The organism is Nostoc flagelliforme FACHB-838, assembly GCF_014698065.1.
Lineage (GTDB): Bacteria > Cyanobacteriota > Cyanobacteriia > Cyanobacteriales > Nostocaceae > Nostoc > Nostoc flagelliforme_B.
Genome location: NZ_JACJSI010000032.1, coordinates 21977 through 39489, shown reverse-complemented (window position 1 = coordinate 39489; position 17513 = coordinate 21977). Strand labels below are relative to the sequence as shown.

Here is a 17513-nt window from a genome sequence, read left to right as displayed (position 1 = left end):
AGCTGTGTTTTGGTGATGCAGTTTGAATGGGATGAAGCAAAACGTCTTAGCAATCTTCGCAAGCACGGAATCGATTTTATCGATATCCCAGCACTATTTGATGGAGACACGGTGACGGTTGAAGACCATCGCTACAGCTACGCAGAGCAGCGTTTCGTCACGTTTGGCTTGTTGCAAGGGCGAGTCGTTGCTGTTGTCCATACAGAGCGTGATGATTTAACGCGGATTATTTCTGCAAGAAAGGCAACAAAATATGAGCAACGAATCTATTTCGAGCAATTCTCAGACTGATTGGCAACGGCTTGATGCTATGAGCGATGAAGACATTGATTTATCAGATTGCCCGGAAATTACACCAGAACTGTTTGCCAAGGCTACAGTTCGACGGGGTTTACCTGCGGCAAAAAATAAAGCACAGGTGACGTTACGCATTGACAGCGATGTATTGGAGTGGTTTAAGTCGCAAGGACGGGGTTATCAAACACAGATCAATACCTTGCTGCGAGCATATATGGAAGCTCATCGATAGTCAGTAAATCGATGCTGTGGAATAGCTGAACTTATGAGGCATCGCTTGCGTAAGCTCTTGGTTGATAATTACCTCTAGTTGGCTTAATTCTGACTGTAGGTGAAGCATCTCCGGTTTTGCTTCTGACTTATGAATTCTTCAAGTTTCATTCTATGTTTTGATAGGCGTAAATTTTAAATGAACTCTGGTCATGTCACTACCTCTAATACTTTCTTCGTTTCTTTGACGTAGATTTCACCTGAAAGAATTTTAGGTAGTAGGGTGCAGATAGATGCAAGAGTCTGTGATTGTTCATTCTTAGAACCGATCAATACCATAGTTTATTTGACTGAATCACCAAAGTGTTAGATTAATTTAGCCAGTAAGCACTGAGCAAGAAAAGGAAATTTTCTTTGAGATATGGAATAGCTGAACTTTTGAGGCATGGCTTGGGTAAGATATTGGTTCATAATTATCTCTAGTTGGAGTCTTTACTTAAAGATCGCTATTTTTCTGCAAACTCAAACCAATCCCAAATGTAATTTTAACGCCGCATCAATTAGTACCATCATATCTTCGTTTAAACTACCCAATACTTCACCAGTAATTCGTTGCTTAGAAATTGTTCGCACTTGCTACGCCTGTACTTTAGAAGGTTTTGTTAAACCACTAATCTCTTGATTAAGCAGAACTTCAAAGGGATAAACACGGCTCACATTAGAAGTAAGTGGTAAAATTGTCACAGTAGTAGCAGCACCATTACTTATATCATTACTGATAATTAAAACTGGACGACGTTTACCCTTTACTGGACTAAGATTTGCGTAATAAATATCACCACGTTTCATCTGTTAAACCATCTGCTATTGTCACATTCCAATCGTTATCAACTTCAGCAGACGCTTCTCGGTAAGCTGACTCTAATTCTCGGTTTCGTAGCAATTCTAATGCTTCTTCAATGACTTGAGAACGAGATTTACAGCCTTTATTGAGCTTGTAGTTTTCGACAAACTCCACTAAAGACGGTGGCAAGGAAATAGAGAGCTTTTCTACATTCATCTTCCTACCAGTTAGTATCAAAAATAACTTGTGCTAATATCCTAGCTTAATCTCAAGTCAGTAAATCGATACTGTGGAATAGCTGAACTTCTGAGGCATCGCTTGGGTAAGTTCTTGGTTCATAATAATTTCTAGTTGGAGTCCTTAAACTAAGTTTTGCATCAAAGCCCAGCAGGTGCGTAGTTTACAGCCGGAGGCATCGCTTATACTTTAATATGCTATTATTAGCATAATTAGCATTACATGAGTAAAAAACAAGAAAAACCCCTCAAATGGGTTGCAAGCGCTCTTGATGATTTAAAAGATTTCCCTGAAGATGTGCAAGATGTAATGGGTTATGCTCTGGATTTAGCACAACATGGTGAAAAGCATCCTGACGCAAAACCTTTGCATGGATTTACAGGCACTGGGGTTTTAGAAATTGTAGATGATTTTGAAGGAGATACATACAGGGCAATTTACACTGTTAAATTTGCAGGATTTGTTTACCTATTACATTCATTTCAAAAGAAATCAAAACACGGTATTGCTACACGAAAACAAGATATAGATTTAGTTAAGAAGAGACTCAAGGTTGCTCAGGAAGATTATTTACAAGAAATAGCAAAAACAATGGAGTAAAAGATGAGCAAGGAAAATGATGTTTATATTAGTAACGGAAATGTCTTTGCTGATCTAGGATTGTCAAATCCTGAAGAGCGCTTAATTAAAGCAGAACTTGCACGCAAAATTAGTGAAATTATTGCTAATCGTCAATTAAATCAAGTCCAAGCAGCCGAACTTCTTGGAATAGATCAACCAAAAATATCTGCTTTAACTAGAGGGAAACTAAAAGATTTTTCAATAGATAGATTGATCAGATTTATAAACATTTTAGGTAATGATGTAGAGATTACAATTAAGCCTAAACCAGAAAGCCGTTCAATTGCTTGCACGACTGTAGTTTGTGAATAATTATCAACCTCAATGTTAAAACCCTATTACGGCGTTGGTTAAAGACATATAAATAAACTTTTTAACCCTTATACAGACTGGGTTATAAGTTTTATAACAAGTCTACTGCTTGTAAATAACCCAACCCCTAGAAGTCCATAACTTATTCGATCTAAAATCTCCATAGCTTACAATCTCGTGTCTTGCCGACCTGGGACATCCTGATTGACCTTGCTCACCTATGCAAAGGACATTCCATTCTTTATAAGTTGTTGCGCTACCTGGTTCTACAGGTTCAAACGAATTATCTACTTTTTTAAATTTTTTAAATAAATCATTTAATGAATTAACTTGTTGAGCAGTCAGTGCATTCACTCTATAACTACGTTCAAGTATTGGCTTATCTGGAGATTGGAGAACTTGATCTACAACTGGTAAGTTCTCTTCACTGCTTGATTGAATTGGCTGATCTTCATTACTTAATGGGTTAACAACTGCATTTTCATCAGTAACCATTGAAATATAGCTTATTGACAAAATAACAATGCTAGAAACAACAATTACAGCAATTATTCTATTAAGTTTATTTTTATGTAATTGTTCTAAGTTTTGATTATTTCTGTTCTGCGGTTCCAAAAAGCCTTGATTTTCTTGTGGTAATACCTGATTATCTTGTTTGATTTCACTTTCTGGAGAAAAAACTTTTGCGGTTACCCCACTCTTCTCAATTGATTTCGCTTCAATCTGTGCTACTTCCTGAGCAGAAAGGTCTAAAATTCGTTGAAAGCGCTGAAGTTCTTCACGAGTAGCATCACTAAGAGGATATTCAAACTGCATTGACTCTCTAAACACCTCTTCATACTGCTGAAGCTTTTGCCGATGTTCCTCGATCGCAGTAATAATTCGATTTTCAATTGCAGTAACATTCCGAGCAGTCAGATTCAACGCTTGATGACGTTGCGTTAGTTGAGAGTGTTTGAAAGCACTGAGCGGATATTCTTGCTGAATAGCCTCTGTAAACTCTTGCTCATATTGCCGCAGGTTTGCTTGATGCCTTTCAATCTCCGCATTAATCCGCCTCTCGATCGCTCCCACATCTCCTTCACTCAACCCCAACGTCTGCCAGGTTTGCTGCAACTGTTTCCGCGTCACCTCATCTGGATAATGTTGGCGCTGCGTCAGCCCCAAAATTTGCTGGAGATTTTGCAGATCGTGGCGATCGCTATCGGTAATTGTCTCGTCTCGCTCCAGTAGTTCAGTAAACGTCTGCTGATACTGCTGGAGTTTTTCGCGGAACTCATTGCGGTACGGTTCCAACACCTCATCTTTGATCGCCTTCGCCTCAGTTGTCTCCAATCCTAAGCGAGTCCTCTGATAATCTAACGTCCGACGACCAACAAGAGAAATTTCGCCTCAATGAATAAATCGCGCTACCTCTTTACGGTATCGCTGTCTGGGATCACCCGGAGCCACTTTTGCCAGTCGAATCTTAAAACCTTCTCGAATTGCATAGATTTCCGGCTTCATCGCAGGTTGAAGTTCTCGCACCTTCTCACTTGCGTATTCATGGAGTTCATCAATAGAGATAAACTCATCATGATCGCGATCGGCTTCTCCCGACTTGATACCTTCAATCAAAAAACGAGTATAAATCGATAAATCTTGCCCCTCTTGCTCAAAGGAATATTGAGTCGAAGTAGAAGAAGTCAACACGGCTCGTCCTTCACCGCCTAACTGCTCTCGGATGTCAATCATGCCGTCATCTTTGGCAGACATCCCTTCGGCAAACGCGCCACTAAAGCAGCTATCTAGGATCACCACTTGCCGCCGGGAGCGGCTTTCGCTCATGCGATCATGAATGAAATTGGCAGACACCGACGTTGAGCGAATCAATTCGCCCTGCTGCGTCTTACTGGTGTTGCGAGTCGCCAGATACAGCCTACCGCGATCGTCTTTGATGCCGTGTCCCGAAAAATACAGCAACAGCAAATCATCTTTGTGCCGTCCAGAGAATAGCGCTTCGATCGCCATTTCTACAACTTGTCGTTCAGGATTTTTTAGCAGGGTAATATCTGACGCGGCAAACCCGCCCATCTCGCTATGCAGCAGTACACCATACACTGCTTCCACATCTCTAACTGCACTGGGCAACGGGTTTAGCCCTGGCTCATACTCACTGACCCCAATCAGCAACGCTACCTTCGCCATTTAATTTACCTATGCTGCGATCAAATCCTATGCGGCTTTAATCTCTGTATTGTTTCCTTTATACCAAGTTTTAGAATATTATCTCTATCAACAGGACTAGATTATAAGCTAAATTTTTAGAGCAAAATTTAATCAAGCGTAGGCGTAGCCTGTCGTAGACATTGCAATATAAAAGAAGACATTGCTAAATCAGAAGATGAAATTTAACCTATTTATGTGAGAAAAATCCAGGCGGCTACTGTATCATTACCCAACCACCACAATTTAGTATATTTTTTGGCATCTATAATTTTTCCTCTTAGCTGTTTATGACCCTCCGCCCTGATTCTACCCCTAGCTTGGTTTCTCCCAGTATTAGCGATTGTCAACTAGTCGCCCCTTTAAAACTGGGAATTATGGCTTCTGGGAATGGCAGCAATTTTGATGTAGTTGCCCAAGCTATCCAAGATGGGCAGCTAAATGCCCAAATTCAAGTTTTAATTTACAATAACCCCTCGGCTAAAGCAGCCGTAAGAGCAGCCAATAGAGGTGTAGAAGCTGTTTTATTGAATCACCGCAACTATAAAAGTCGAGAAGAGTTTGATGAGGAAATTGTGCAGACATTGCAGCACTACGATGTGGAATGGGTGATTTTGGCAGGTTGGATGCGATTGTTAACATCAGTTTTCATGGATGCCTTTCCTGATAAAATTATCAATATCCATCCTAGTTTGTTACCTAGTTTCAAGGGAATCCATGCTGTTGAACAAGCCTTAGCATCTGGGGTAAAAATCACTGGTTGTACAGCACATATAGCTTGTTTAGAAATGGACAGTGGCCCAATATTAATGCAAGCCGCAGTACCAGTATTGCCGGATGATACAGCAGAAACACTCCACGCCAGGATTCAAATACAGGAACATCGGATTTTACCGCTAGCGATCGCTCTGGCAGCGTCATCAAAAGCTACACTAAGCCTAACGTAAAATCGCAATGACATCTTATATTTAATTGCGTCTACTTACTTAGAGGGTGTGGCGTGTAGGAACCCCACGCCCAAATAGAGTGCAAGGCGCTATGGAGCGGCGTTCTGGTATTAAAATAAAGACATCCCCGTTGCTTGTGCGATCGCGCAGCATATCCTGTTTGGACTCATCTCTCGAAATCAATCTAGAAGTCATTGTAACAGTGTTAAGATGTCCAATATAGGCATTTTGTAGCTTCTAAGTTGTCTTTTTAGAAGATAGCAACTCTACTACATCACTCCTCTATTTTCATCTTCTTTGTTTTGGCGAAGGTACTGAACTATTAACCCATTTGCACCAGTTGTAGGACAACAGCAAGCCATAGAATTACTCACTCAGGCTGTCAGACAAAACCGGGTTCCTCCAGCCTATCTATTTGTGGGGCCGGATGGTGTCGGAAGGAGTTTAGCGGCCAGGTGTTTTGTAGAATTGCTATTTTCCAATGGGATGGAAATTACTGCGCCTTTACAAAACCGTTTGCGTCAAGGCAACCACCCAGCTTTATTGTGGGTACAACCAACGTACCAATACCAGGGACAACGATTAACAGCAGCAGAAGCAGCCGAAAAAGGACTCAAGCGTAAAGCACCACCTGTAATTCGACTAGAGCAAATTCGGGAAATTACCGAGTTTTTAGGTCGTCCGCCCTTGGAAGCGCCAAGGAATGTGGTAGTGGTAGAAGAAGCCCAAACAATGGCAGAAGCCGCAGCCAATGCTTTACTTAAAACCTTAGAAGAACCAGGACAGGCGACGTTAATTTTAATTGCACCTACACCTGAATCTGTGTTGCCGACTTTGGTATCACGCTGTCAACGCATTCCTTTTTATCGCTTAGATGCACAGTCTTTGGCTGTTATACTCACACAAACAGGTCATCAGGAAATTTTGCAAAATCAGGCAGTATTGAGCATAGCAGCTGGTAGTGCCGGAAGTGCGATCGCATCTTATGAGCAATTACAAGTTATTCCCCCTGAGTTACTCGAAGACTTGAAAAAAGTGCCTAAATCTTACCGTAACGCCTTGGAGTTAGCCAAAAAAATTGATAAGGATTTAGATACAGAAGCACAACTCTGGTTAATTGATTATCTTCAGCAGTTTTACTGGCAGCAGTGGCATCAGCCTAGTATCATTAACCAACTAGAACAAGCTCGTAAACACTTGCTTGCTTACGCTCAACCACGGCTAGTTTGGGAATGTCTGCTTTTATCTGTGTATCAAAAATCAAATTCCATTTCCCCGAATCATCGCTGAGTGCGATCGCATCTCATATTGTTTGTGATAAATAATCTCGAAATACGCGCTTAACACAATGCCAGTTGCTACATTTTATTTTTACTTTATAAATAGCCTCTCAGTACACTATTTCATTAATTGGTAGCTAATTATTAGGCAAAACTCTGCGTTACTCTGCGTTTAAAAATTTAAAACCAGTCTAAGCGTCTCCCGTATTTCCATAAAAATTTCTATCGTCAAGTTCATAGCCAGTGAAGGTATTGTAATAAAAGCGATTCCTGGATAAAACAAAAAGTTTATATGACCTCAGTTTCTCCTCACAAAAAAGCCAGAGCCTTAAAATCTACCAGTCGCCGCCCTGCGAAAGAACTCTGTAGCGAATGCGGACTATGTGATACATACTATATTCACTATGTCAAGGAAGCCTGTGCTTTTATTAATCAGCAAATAGGTGAACTTGAAGAAGAAACCCACACGCGATCGCGCCATCTCGAAAACCCTGATGAACTCTACTTTGGTGTTCACCAAGACATGATAGCAGCGCGGAAACAACAGCCCATCGAAGGCGCACAATGGACGGGTATTGTTAGCAGCATTGCCATTGAAATGCTCAATCGCGGCATAGTTGAAGGTGTTGTCTGTGTGCAAAATACCAAAGAAGACCGCTTTCAACCCATGCCTGTCATCGCCCGTACCCCAGAAGAAATACTAGCAGCGCGGGTAAATAAACCAACTCTTTCCCCCAACCTTTCTGTGTTGGAACAGATAGAGAAATCAGGGATGAAGCGGCTATTAGTCATTGGTGTTGGTTGCCAAATCCAGGCATTACGAGCCGTAGAAAAACAACTTGGTTTAGAAAAGCTGTATGTTTTGGGTACGCCCTGCGTAGATAATGTTAACCGCGCCGGACTGCAAAAATTCTTAGAAACCACCAGCCGATCACCTGATACAGTTGTGCATTACGAATTTATGCAAGACTTCCGGGTTCACTTCAAACATGAGGATGGCTCATCAGAAACAGTACCTTTCTTTGGCTTGAAGACAAACCAACTCAAAGATGTCTTTGCCCCATCTTGTATGAGTTGCTTTGATTACGTCAACTCCCTAGCCGATTTAGTCGTTGGCTACATGGGCGCACCCTTTGGCTGGCAATGGATTGTAGTTAGAAATGACACTGGCAAGGAAATGCTGGATTTGGTGAAAGACCAATTAGTCACTCAACCAGTGACATCTAAAGGCAATCGCAAGGAAGCTGTACAGCAAAGTATTCCCGCTTACGATAAAGGCGTTACCCTCCCCATGTGGGCAGCAAAGCTCATGGGTGTGGTCATTGAAAAAATCGGCCCCAAAGGTTTAGAATATGCGCGGTTTTCGATTGATTCTCACTTTACTCGGAATTATTTGTATGTGAAGCGAAATCATCCAGAGAAATTAGAAGCGCACGTTCCAGAGTTTGCCAAGCGTATAGTTGGGCAATATAAATTACCAGAATAAAAATTGGGCATTGAGAAGAGGCAGAGGGGCAGGGAGCAGAGGGGAAAGAGGTAATTTTTTATTCTCCCTCTTGCCCCCTGCTTTTTACCCACTCCCCATTCAGTTGTAACTACTAGCCTGACGAGTAAACATCAAGTGATACTGTCCGCCTAGTCTTGCATTACCGATGCCTGCGGCGGGCTACACTTACGTACTGATATCAAGCAAATAGCATATATTCGCGCAGGCATTGCCCAGGTTAGTAAAAGAAAATTTTCATAATTGGGCGATAATTTTCCGAAATTGGTAACTTAAGTTTGGTAGTTATTACCAGAACACTGATTTATAAATAACTTCTATAACTAGCCTTGGGGGAATATGGCCCTACAAAAACCTGGTCTTCGTGACCGGGTTTTTTGGCGTAGGGTAGATGCCAATACTACTCGGATTTTGCATTTTGAACCCAAAATTTGGTTTCGGGAAAGGGTTAAGGGTTTTTTCTTTCCCTTTCCCCTTAATCAATAAGTATTAGGGTAGATGCTGACAAGGCCAAAATATATATATAGTACAGAAATATACTAAATATTTTTTTACTTTTCTTAAATAAAATTCTCTATAGGACATCAAGTGTCCCCTAGTACAGTGTGGCGCAAATCAAGCTATTATTTTAAAACTTGCAAAAGCCTTGATATACAAAACTTTTGATTTTTGACTTTTGATTTTTGACTTCTGCCTTGCGGTACTAATGACATCCCCTCTCCGCTTGCCTAACGGCAGGCTAAAGCAAACGGAGAGAGGCTGAGGGTAAGATTAAGCCGGATAAATCCGCAATCTTCTATTTGGTTCTTCACCAAAACTATGCGACTTGAGGCGATAATGTTCTACCAACTCATGTTGCATTTTGCGGACTTGGGGAGAACGCGGCAATAACTCCACTGGCTGTCCTTTCGGAATCACGATTTGCTCAACAGCAAGTCTAGCTTCTTCTAAGGCATCCATCTCATCATCACTACCATTGTGCAAAAACAATTGTAGTTCTAGATCATCAGCCATTTCCGGGTCGTCCATGTTCAGCAACCGCCGCAAACCACGGGTAATTTGAGGAATGGTGCTGGACTTGATCATGTGGATGGGTACATGACGGGCCTTAGCCATTTGGCGTAATTTAGCGTGGTTTTTGACGTGCGATCGCAGTGCTAAAATTGCATCAGCACTATCTATGTCTTTTGTCAATACCACAGGTAAAGTTAGCACGCTAATTACCTGTTCTAGTTGGTGGCGGCTAACCCCATAAGGGTAAACGTGCAATGGCAAATCTTCACCATTCGGCCCTGGCACTCTTGTAGCAGCATTTAAATCAATGCTTTCAGAATAATTGAAAGATTCATCCAACAAACGGTCAAACTCACTGCGTCCAGTTACCCGTTCTACAGGCAATTGTGGCAATGCTACCATTTGTCCAGATGAACGCCAGCCATTAGACGGTCGCGCCGATGGGAAAGATTCTTCCACTGTCGCTAGCTGTCCACCGCGACCGTTGACAACAGCTAACTGCCTTGTAACGGCAATTTTACCTTGGTCATCAACGGTTCTCGTTTGTGGAGTAGGCTGACGACCCCGCAACAGATTATCTACGGTGTCAGCAACACTTTCGTGTATTGTCCAGCGTTGGCGTTCCAACATTTCCACAGCAATTTCAAAGGTAGGTGGGGCTTTACGCTCCAAAACAGTCTTTTGACTGCCCCGCCGTCTGGCTTCGTCGTCTCCCAGTGTCACAGCTTGGATACCCCCAACCAAATCAGCCAGGGTGGGGTTTTTAATCAGGTTTTCAATCTGATTCCCGTGGGCAGTTCCTACCAACTGTACACCCCGCTCCGCAATGGTACGAGCCGCTAAAGCTTCGAGTTCTGTGCCAATTTCATCAATGACAATGACTTCTGGCATGTGGTTTTCTACTGCCTCAATCATTACCTGATGCTGTTGGTTTGGATGAGCAACCTGCATCCGCCGAGCGCGACCAATAGCAGGGTGGGCAACATCACCATCCCCAGCGATTTCGTTGGAGGTGTCAATAATTACCACTCGCTTATGTAGGTCATCGGCTAAAACACGGGCAATTTCCCGTAAGGCAGTAGTTTTGCCCACGCCTGGACACCCCAGCATGAGAATCGATTTACCCGTTTCTACCAAATCGCGGATCATGCCAATGGTTCCGAATATCGCCCGACCGACGCGACAGGTCAAGCCAATAATCTTACCAGTACGGTTACGGATGGCGCTGATCCGATGCAAAGTTTGCTCAATTCCTGCTCGATTATCTCCGCCAAAGATTCCAACTCGTTGAATACAATCATCTATCTGTTCTTGAGTAACGGGTACTTCGCTCAGATACTCAGCTTGATTAGGAAAGCGAGCCTCTGGGCGACGACCCAAATCCAAGACCACTTCTACTAAACTATCTCGTTTGGGATGATTCTCTAGTACTTGTCGCAGGTCTTGGGGCAAAATGTCTAATAACTTTTGGAGATCGTCTGTAATCGTCATGCTTTCTATTAGTGACGGAAACAACGTAAATCAATGCTTTCAGTCTTCGCTCTTTTTTAGATGCTCATCCTAATGCTCAAAACATATAGCGATTAGCGCTCGTGCTGTGACTTTATCTGGGAAACGAGAGAATGGGCAAGTTCTACAGCTTGCCAAAGTAATACGTCATCTTCTTCTAGGCGAACAGTCGCCTTTACATTGGTGTTATTTACCTCCTTATTCTCTAACTGTTCGAGAATTGGTGACAGCAGTACACGGGCGTAGCTACCGTAGGCGACACCGGCAATGGATGGGGAGGATGAGGGGGATGAGGAGGTTATTGCTCCCCCTGCTCCCTCATCTCCCCCTGCTCCCCCTGCTCTATTCAGTAGTCCCATTGCCTTTAACTTAGCAACGGTATAGCTATTTGTGCCACCTGCTAACTGCACATATCCCGGTAACTGAGCTGCCAAAACTTTTTGCCCTAATTTCACCGCGGCTATTGTGGTGCCATCGCCAATATCACCACTCATGGGACGACCATCAGTTTGCCAAATTAAAGCACTCTTGAATGGGACAATTAGGTTATGCAGTGCTTTTAGGTAATCAGTCATCCCTTCGCCATCGGGACAGCTGATAGCTAGTAACTTTAGTTGATCAGCCCAGGGTGAAATTGCTTGCCATAATTTCTCAAACTCTGCCAACCGCCCAACTTTCGTATGGATTTCTACGGCATCTACTCCCGTTGACATTACCAAAGGCGCGATCGCTCCCGGCGTTGACGCATACGATGAGGTATAAATTTTATCATGCGGACAAATTGGTATGCAACGACCACAGCCATAGCACTTTTCGGATATTACTCCTGAAAGGTCTTCTTTTATACTGTTAAACACAATGGCTTGTGCTGGACAAATCCGTTCACAGGGGCGTGGGCAGTCTGTAGGACACTTAGTAGGATCAAATTCTGCTTTCCGAAAATGGGGATCTTCTCCATCGTTCAGGCTGACCATCAAAAAGGGCGAATTCCCTTTGTACTCAAAGCCTCGCTTTTGGGCATCGCTAGCCAGAGATTTGGCTATTTGTAGCCCTGCTTGCGCCGCTGCAATCACCGCAGAATCAGCTGCAACATCTATGCAGTCAGCGCCCGCCAAAGTATAGGCTAACGTTAAACTTCTGACTGCCGGCAAATGCTGGAAGCTGGCTCCGCAGATCAGCTTGAACCAGTTACCTTGTTTGAGAGATTGTAAAGGGGCGAACAGATCAGTCACACTTCTATTATGCGTTTATACGATTAAAAATAGTAGTCTGTGATCAAGAAAAATTCGGATTTCTTGATTTGGGGATTGGGGACTGGGAAATAGACATTAATTATTTCTTCCTTCCTATGCTTTATGAGCCATCCCTCTACTTTATTTTGAAGGTCGAACTGTATGAAAGTCCATTCAATAACTGTATTTTTCGTAGAAGACTCTGCTGAAGACAGAGCTGGATATCGACGCTTCTTAGATGGGGACGAGCGCTACACCTACGAGATTTACGAATTTGAGTCTGGCAAAGAGGCGCTGGAAGTTTGTCAATGGAAAACACCGGATGTAATTCTATTGGACTACCAATTGCCAGATATGGATGGGCTGGAATTTCTGCATGAATTACAGCGACAAACTCAAGGTAGCCATACATCTGTGATTATGTTAACTGGGCAGGGCGACGAAATGATCGCAGTCCAAGTTATCAAGAGTGGGGCGCAAGATTATCTTGTTAAGGGAAAACTGACTGCTGATAATTTACGTCGAGCGGTTCATGGCGCGATCAAGCAGATGCAGCTAATGCGGCAGCTAAAACAACAACAGTTAGTCGGAGCGATCGCTCTGCATATCCGCCAATCCTTGAAGCTTCAAGATATCCTCACTACTAGTGCCAAAGAAGTCTGCCAGTTACTCAAGTCCGATCGCGTGCTGGTGTATCAATTTACTTCTCAGATGATGGGTAAGGTCGTAGCGGAATCAGTATTACCCCAATGGACACCAATATTGGGATTTGAGATTGAAGATACCTCTTTTCAGCAAAATCGACCGGAAGAATACCGTCAGGGAAAAATCTTCACAGTGGCGAACATCTACGAAGCGGGTTTAAGTGATTGTCATATTCAACTTTTGGAACGGTTTCAGGTGAAGGCGAATTTAGTTGTCCCGATTTTGTTAAAAAGTAAGGGGACTCCTGAACTGGAACTCTGGGGGTTATTTATTGTGCATCAATGTTCTAGCCCCCGACAATGGCAAACATTTGAGGTGGAATTGCTCAACCAACTGACGGTGCAATTAGCGATCGCGATCCAACAAGCCGAACTTTACCACAACCTCGAAACCCTCAATACCGAGTTAGAAACCAAAGTAGAAGAACGCACTGCCAAATTGCAGGAAAGCAATCGCCGTTTTCATGCCATTTTTAATAATACTTTCCAGTTCACAGGGTTACTAACGCCAGATGGCGTTTTACTGGAGGCCAACCAGACTGCGCTCAGTTTTGGTGGACTCAAGCTTGAAGATGTGATCAATCGCCCTTTTTGGAAAACACACTGGTGGACGATTTCACCGCAAACTCAAGCAGAATTAAAACAAGCGATCGCTCTGGCAGCTCAAGGAGAGTTTGTCCGCTATGAAGTCGATGTTCTAGGCGCAAATAACCGAGTCATAACAATCGATTTTTCTCTGCGTCCGTTGCGAGACGAGACAGGTCAAGTTGTTTTGCTGATTCCAGAGGGGCGAGATATCAGTGAACAACAAGCTGCGCTACGCGATCACCAAAAAGCTGAAGAAACCTTGCGCCAAAATGAAGAACGTTGGCAATTAGCGATCGCAGGTACTAATGAGGGAATTTGGGATTGGGACATATCTACTAATCAAACCTTCCGATCTCGGCGTTGGTTCACAATGTTGGGATATGAACCGAACGAACTTAGCGATCGCGATGATGAGTGGAGTATTCGCATTCATCCTGATGATTATGCCAGAGTCATGGCTGCACAAGAAGCTTATTTGCTCCAGCAAGTTTCAGATTATAACGTTGAATATCGTCTCCGTTGCAAAAATGGCAGCTATCGCTGGTTTAAATCGCGGGCTCAAGGAATCTGGAATGAGCAAGGAAATCCACTGCGATTAGTCGGTTCACTTGGGGATATTACCGATCGCATACAGACTGAAGAAAGACTCCGATGGAGTGAAGCACTGCTAGCCACTACTCAACAGATTGCCCATGTAGGCAGCTGGGAATTTAATTTAAAAACCAAAAAGCGCTGCTGGTCAATGGAAACTTTTCGCATTTTTGGTCTAAATCCAACTCAAAGCGAACCGACCGAGGAAGAATTTCTCCAGATAGTTCACCCAAGCGATCGCGCTTGGATGAAGACCCATATCCAACAAGCAATCGCTCAAGCAACCTCTTTTAATACTGAGTATCGAATTGTTCGACCCGATGGTTTAATGCGCTACCTTGAGGCGAAAGCAGAGATAGCTTATGACCCTCAAGGGCAGGCAGTTAAGCTGCTAGGATCTGTTCTAGATATTACAGAGCGTAAACAAACTGAGTTAGAAATCATTAAGAGCCGCGACCTGCTAGAAGCTGTTTATAATGAGTCTGCTGATGCGCTCTTTCTGGTGGATATAGAAACTTTACTGACCACTGACTGTAACGATCAAGCAGTAAAGTTATTTGCAGCCTCTAGCAAAGCTGAACTCATTAATATTCAAGGTCATACTCTGCAAAAACAACAGTTCACCCCCGATGAACTAGGCTCCATAAACGAAGAAATTAAGCAGCAAGGTTTTTGTAGTCGAGAAATTGAATATGTCACCAGGCAGGGCAATTACTTTTGGGGAAACATCGCAGCCAAACAAATTACCGTTGCTGGTACTGTGATGCAACTGGTACGAGTCACAGATATCACTGCGCGTAAGCGCGTCGAAGAATATCGCCAACAAGCAGAAATCGCCCTCCGAGAAAGTGAGGAACGATTACAATTGGCACTTGAGGCTTCTGGGGATGGTTTGTGGGACTGGAATATTTTGACTGGAGAGATGTATTACAGCCCCCTTTTTCTCGAAATGCTTGGATACAGCTTTGAGGAACTCCCCCAAGATTTGAGTACTTGGGAGCGATTAGTTCATCCAGAGGATCTACCTTGGGTTAAGAAAATCTTGGCAGCTCATCTTGAGGATAGTTCAGTTTCCTACAAATTTGACTATCGAGTTCAAACCAAGTCTGGCGAATGCAAATGGATTGCCAACTATGGCAAAGTTGTAATTCGAGATGAACAGGGTAAACCTTTACGGATGACTGGTACTCATCGGGATATCAGTGATGTTTATGACGAGCTGCGGTTACGCAAACAAACCGAAGCAGCTTTGGCCAGAAGTGAGGAGCAACTGAGGCTAACATTAGAATTTAATCACATCGGTATTTGGGATTGGAATCTTAAAACAGGCGAAGTTGTCTGGAACGACAACCATTATCGTTTGTTAGGTTTAAAGCCAGAAATATCAGCTGCTAGTTATCAGCTATGGCGCGATTGTATTCATCCAGAGGATGTTGACAAAATTGAACAGGCTGTATCAAATGCTTTGGAACAACATACTAATTTTCAGGGTGAATACCGAGTAACTTATCCGAATGGCAGTGTTCATTGGCTGACAGGGAAAGGGCGGGGCATTTATGACGAAGTAGGCGACCCCATACAGATGCTAGGGGTAATTATTGACACTAGTGATGTCTACGACGAGCTTTGCTTACGCAAACAAGCAGAAGCAGCCTTGCGAGAAAGTGAAGCTAGGTTCCAAGCATTTATGAACAACAGCCCAGTGCTAGCGTGGATCTCTAATACAGAGGGGCATATACTTTACTCAAACCAAGTATACTTGCGGACATTTAAATTACTACCCGAACAGGTAATTGGGCAATCAGTTTTTAGCCTTTACCAAGATGAAGTTACTAGGCAGCATTTCGATCATATTCAGACAGTTACACAGACAAATCAGGCAATTGAGACGATCAAAGTTGCTTCTCAAACAGATGGTATTCTTGGTGAGTTCTTGGTATATAAATTCCCAATTCTCGGATTGTCTGAACAAAAGCTAGTGGGTAGGGTAGCGATCGACATCACAGAACGTAAGATTTTAGAACGAGAACTGGCTCACAAGCAAAAGTTATTTGACACCTTTATCAATAGCGCACCCGTTGGTATAACCATTCTGGATCGTGAACTGCGTTTTTCATTTATTAATGAAGCATTAGCAGAAATTAATGGCATTCCCGCAGCCGCACATATTGGTAAAACACCGTGGGATATTGTACCTGATGTGGCATCAAAGCAGAAACAAGTGTTTCAACATGTCTTGACAACTGGTGAATCGATTCTAGATTTAGAAATCAGTGGAGAAACCCCAAAACTCCCAGGTGTAATCAGAACTTGGCTAGCTTCTTATTTTCCGATTAAATCTGAAGCCGATCAACCCACTAGCATAGGTGTCGTTGTCGTTGAAATCAGCGATCGCAAACGCGCTGAACAAATGTTAGAGTTGCAAGCAGTAATTACCCGTAACATGGCGGAGGGAATTTGCCTAATTCGTGCTATAGATGATGTGTTTGTCTACACCAATCCTAAATTTGAACAGATGTTTGGCTATGACCCTGGTGAATTAATTGGTAAGCATGTGTCAATTGTTAATCACAGAAATGAACATACGACACTTGAAGATGTTAACCAGGCGATTAGAACTACTATCTTGCAACAGAGTGAAGCAACCTATGAGGTTCATAATGTTAAAAAAGATGGCAGTTTATTCTGGTGTAGCGCTACTGCTTCCGTTTTTAGCCATCCTGAGTATGGAAACGTCCTTGTAGCTGTTCACCAAGATATAACTGAGCAAAAGCAAGCAAAGGAAAAAATTAAAGCCTCTCTCAAAGAAAAGGAAGTATTACTCAAAGAAATTCACCATCGTGTGAAAAATAATTTAGGAATCGTCAGCAGTTTATTGCAAATGCAGTGCCGACGGACACAAGATCCTGTAGTAACAGCAATTTTGCGCGATAGCCAAAACCGCATTGCTTCTATTGCCCTAGTTCATGAAAAGTTGTACCGTTCTGAAGACCTCGCCGATATTGATTTTGCTCAATATATCCCAGATTTAACAACTCATCTATTTGATTCTTATAACGTCAGTTCCAGCCAGATTAAACTTAATATTCAAGTTGATAATGCTAGCCTCGATATCGAAACCGCAATTCCTTGTGGCTTGATTATCAATGAACTGGTTTCCAATGCTTTAAAATACGCCTTTGTAGGTAATCGTGGAAGCGAAATTGAGGTTAAGTTTTATCAAGAATTGGAATCTACTTTGACACTCATTATCCGAGATAATGGTGTTGGTTTACCTGAAAACTTTGATAGTAAGAAAGCTAAAACACTTGGCATAACACTAGTGCAGGGTTTAGTCAAGCAGTTAAGAGGAAAGCTTGAAATTAACTCTCAACAGGGAACAGAGTTCAAAATTACTTTTACAAACAGTCGGGTATAA

The 17513-nt window shown here is 42.7% G+C and carries 16 protein-coding genes; 8 read left to right on the top strand and 8 right to left on the bottom strand.

The window, feature by feature from the left end:
* Positions 1 to 15 precede the first annotated feature (15 nt).
* Together H6G97_RS17315 and H6G97_RS17310 are read left to right on the top strand one after the other, a co-directional pair.
* On the top strand, positions 16 to 291 hold the full coding sequence (locus H6G97_RS17315) for a BrnT family toxin (RefSeq protein WP_190941975.1): 276 nt from the start codon (positions 16 to 18) through the stop codon (positions 289 to 291).
* The gene (locus tag H6G97_RS17310; protein ID WP_190935122.1) at positions 254 to 529 is read left to right on the top strand and encodes a BrnA antitoxin family protein; all 276 of its coding nucleotides are present in this window, start codon (positions 254 to 256) and stop codon (positions 527 to 529) included. Before H6G97_RS17315 ends, H6G97_RS17310 begins: the two co-directional genes overlap by 38 nt.
* A gap of 500 nt (positions 530 to 1029) precedes the next feature.
* Here the strand turns inward: H6G97_RS17310 and H6G97_RS52530 are convergent, their stop codons facing one another.
* The 3 genes from H6G97_RS52530 to H6G97_RS17300 are packed head-to-tail and all read right to left on the bottom strand — an operon-like array spanning position 1030 to position 1567.
* Complete coding sequence (locus H6G97_RS52530) at positions 1030 to 1140, bottom strand: type II toxin-antitoxin system PemK/MazF family toxin (RefSeq protein ID WP_242054965.1); 111 nt, start codon at positions 1138 to 1140, stop codon at positions 1030 to 1032.
* 3 nt (positions 1141 to 1143) lie between these two features.
* Positions 1144 to 1356 carry a type II toxin-antitoxin system PemK/MazF family toxin gene (locus tag H6G97_RS17305; RefSeq protein ID WP_242054964.1) on the bottom strand — a complete coding sequence of 71 codons (213 nt, stop codon included), beginning with the start codon at positions 1354 to 1356 and terminating at the stop codon, positions 1144 to 1146.
* A complete protein-coding gene (locus H6G97_RS17300; protein WP_190941974.1) occupies positions 1343 to 1567 on the bottom strand; it encodes a ribbon-helix-helix domain-containing protein in 225 nt (74 codons plus the stop codon). Before H6G97_RS17300 ends, H6G97_RS17305 begins: the two co-directional genes overlap by 14 nt.
* 243 nt (positions 1568 to 1810) lie before the next feature.
* On the opposite strand from H6G97_RS17300, the gene H6G97_RS17295 reads away from it, so the two are divergent.
* Together H6G97_RS17295 and H6G97_RS17290 are read left to right on the top strand one after the other, a co-directional pair.
* Positions 1811 to 2188, top strand: coding sequence for a type II toxin-antitoxin system RelE/ParE family toxin (locus H6G97_RS17295; RefSeq protein WP_190941973.1), 378 nt, complete (start codon positions 1811 to 1813; stop codon positions 2186 to 2188).
* Positions 2189 to 2191: 3 nt separating this feature from the next.
* A complete protein-coding gene (locus H6G97_RS17290; protein ID WP_190941972.1) occupies positions 2192 to 2521 on the top strand; it encodes a helix-turn-helix domain-containing protein in 330 nt (109 codons plus the stop codon).
* 102 nt (positions 2522 to 2623) lie between these two features.
* Here the strand turns inward: H6G97_RS17290 and H6G97_RS17285 are convergent, their stop codons facing one another.
* Both H6G97_RS17285 and H6G97_RS17280 read right to left on the bottom strand, forming a co-directional pair.
* On the bottom strand, positions 2624 to 3856 hold the full coding sequence (locus H6G97_RS17285; RefSeq protein ID WP_190941971.1) for a hypothetical protein: 1233 nt from the start codon (positions 3854 to 3856) through the stop codon (positions 2624 to 2626).
* Between the two features lie 57 nt (positions 3857 to 3913).
* Positions 3914 to 4708, bottom strand: a complete 795-nt coding sequence (locus H6G97_RS17280) for a caspase family protein (protein ID WP_190941970.1) — start codon at positions 4706 to 4708, stop codon at positions 3914 to 3916.
* 308 nt (positions 4709 to 5016) lie between these two features.
* Between H6G97_RS17280 and purN the strand changes: the two genes are divergently transcribed.
* A complete protein-coding gene (purN, locus tag H6G97_RS17275) occupies positions 5017 to 5673 on the top strand; it encodes a phosphoribosylglycinamide formyltransferase (RefSeq protein WP_190941969.1) in 657 nt (218 codons plus the stop codon).
* 39 nt (positions 5674 to 5712) lie between these two features.
* On the opposite strand, the gene H6G97_RS17270 is transcribed toward purN, so the two are convergent.
* Positions 5713 to 5868, bottom strand: coding sequence for a hypothetical protein (locus H6G97_RS17270; protein ID WP_190941968.1), 156 nt, complete (start codon positions 5866 to 5868; stop codon positions 5713 to 5715).
* Between the two features lie 126 nt (positions 5869 to 5994).
* Here H6G97_RS17270 and H6G97_RS17265 point away from each other — a divergent pair, with 126 nt between their 5' ends.
* Together H6G97_RS17265 and H6G97_RS17260 are read left to right on the top strand one after the other, a co-directional pair.
* Entirely contained in the window at positions 5995 to 6963 is a 969-nt protein-coding gene (locus H6G97_RS17265; RefSeq protein WP_190942004.1) for an AAA family ATPase, read from the top strand.
* Positions 6964 to 7245: 282 nt separating this feature from the next.
* Positions 7246 to 8439 (top strand): Coenzyme F420 hydrogenase/dehydrogenase, beta subunit C-terminal domain, encoded by a 1194-nt coding sequence (locus tag H6G97_RS17260; RefSeq protein ID WP_190941967.1) that lies wholly within the window; start codon positions 7246 to 7248, stop codon positions 8437 to 8439.
* Positions 8440 to 9228: 789 nt separating this feature from the next.
* On the opposite strand, the gene H6G97_RS17255 is transcribed toward H6G97_RS17260, so the two are convergent.
* Together H6G97_RS17255 and ldpA are read right to left on the bottom strand one after the other, a co-directional pair.
* Positions 9229 to 10962: a R3H domain-containing nucleic acid-binding protein gene (locus H6G97_RS17255; protein WP_190941966.1), complete on the bottom strand. Its 1734-nt coding sequence runs from the start codon at positions 10960 to 10962 to the stop codon at positions 9229 to 9231.
* 92 nt (positions 10963 to 11054) lie between these two features.
* Positions 11055 to 12212 (bottom strand): circadian clock protein LdpA, encoded by a 1158-nt coding sequence (gene ldpA, locus H6G97_RS17250; RefSeq protein WP_190941965.1) that lies wholly within the window; start codon positions 12210 to 12212, stop codon positions 11055 to 11057.
* 162 nt (positions 12213 to 12374) lie between these two features.
* Here ldpA and H6G97_RS17245 point away from each other — a divergent pair, with 162 nt between their 5' ends.
* Entirely contained in the window at positions 12375 to 17513 is a 5139-nt protein-coding gene (locus tag H6G97_RS17245) for a PAS domain S-box protein (protein WP_190941964.1), read from the top strand.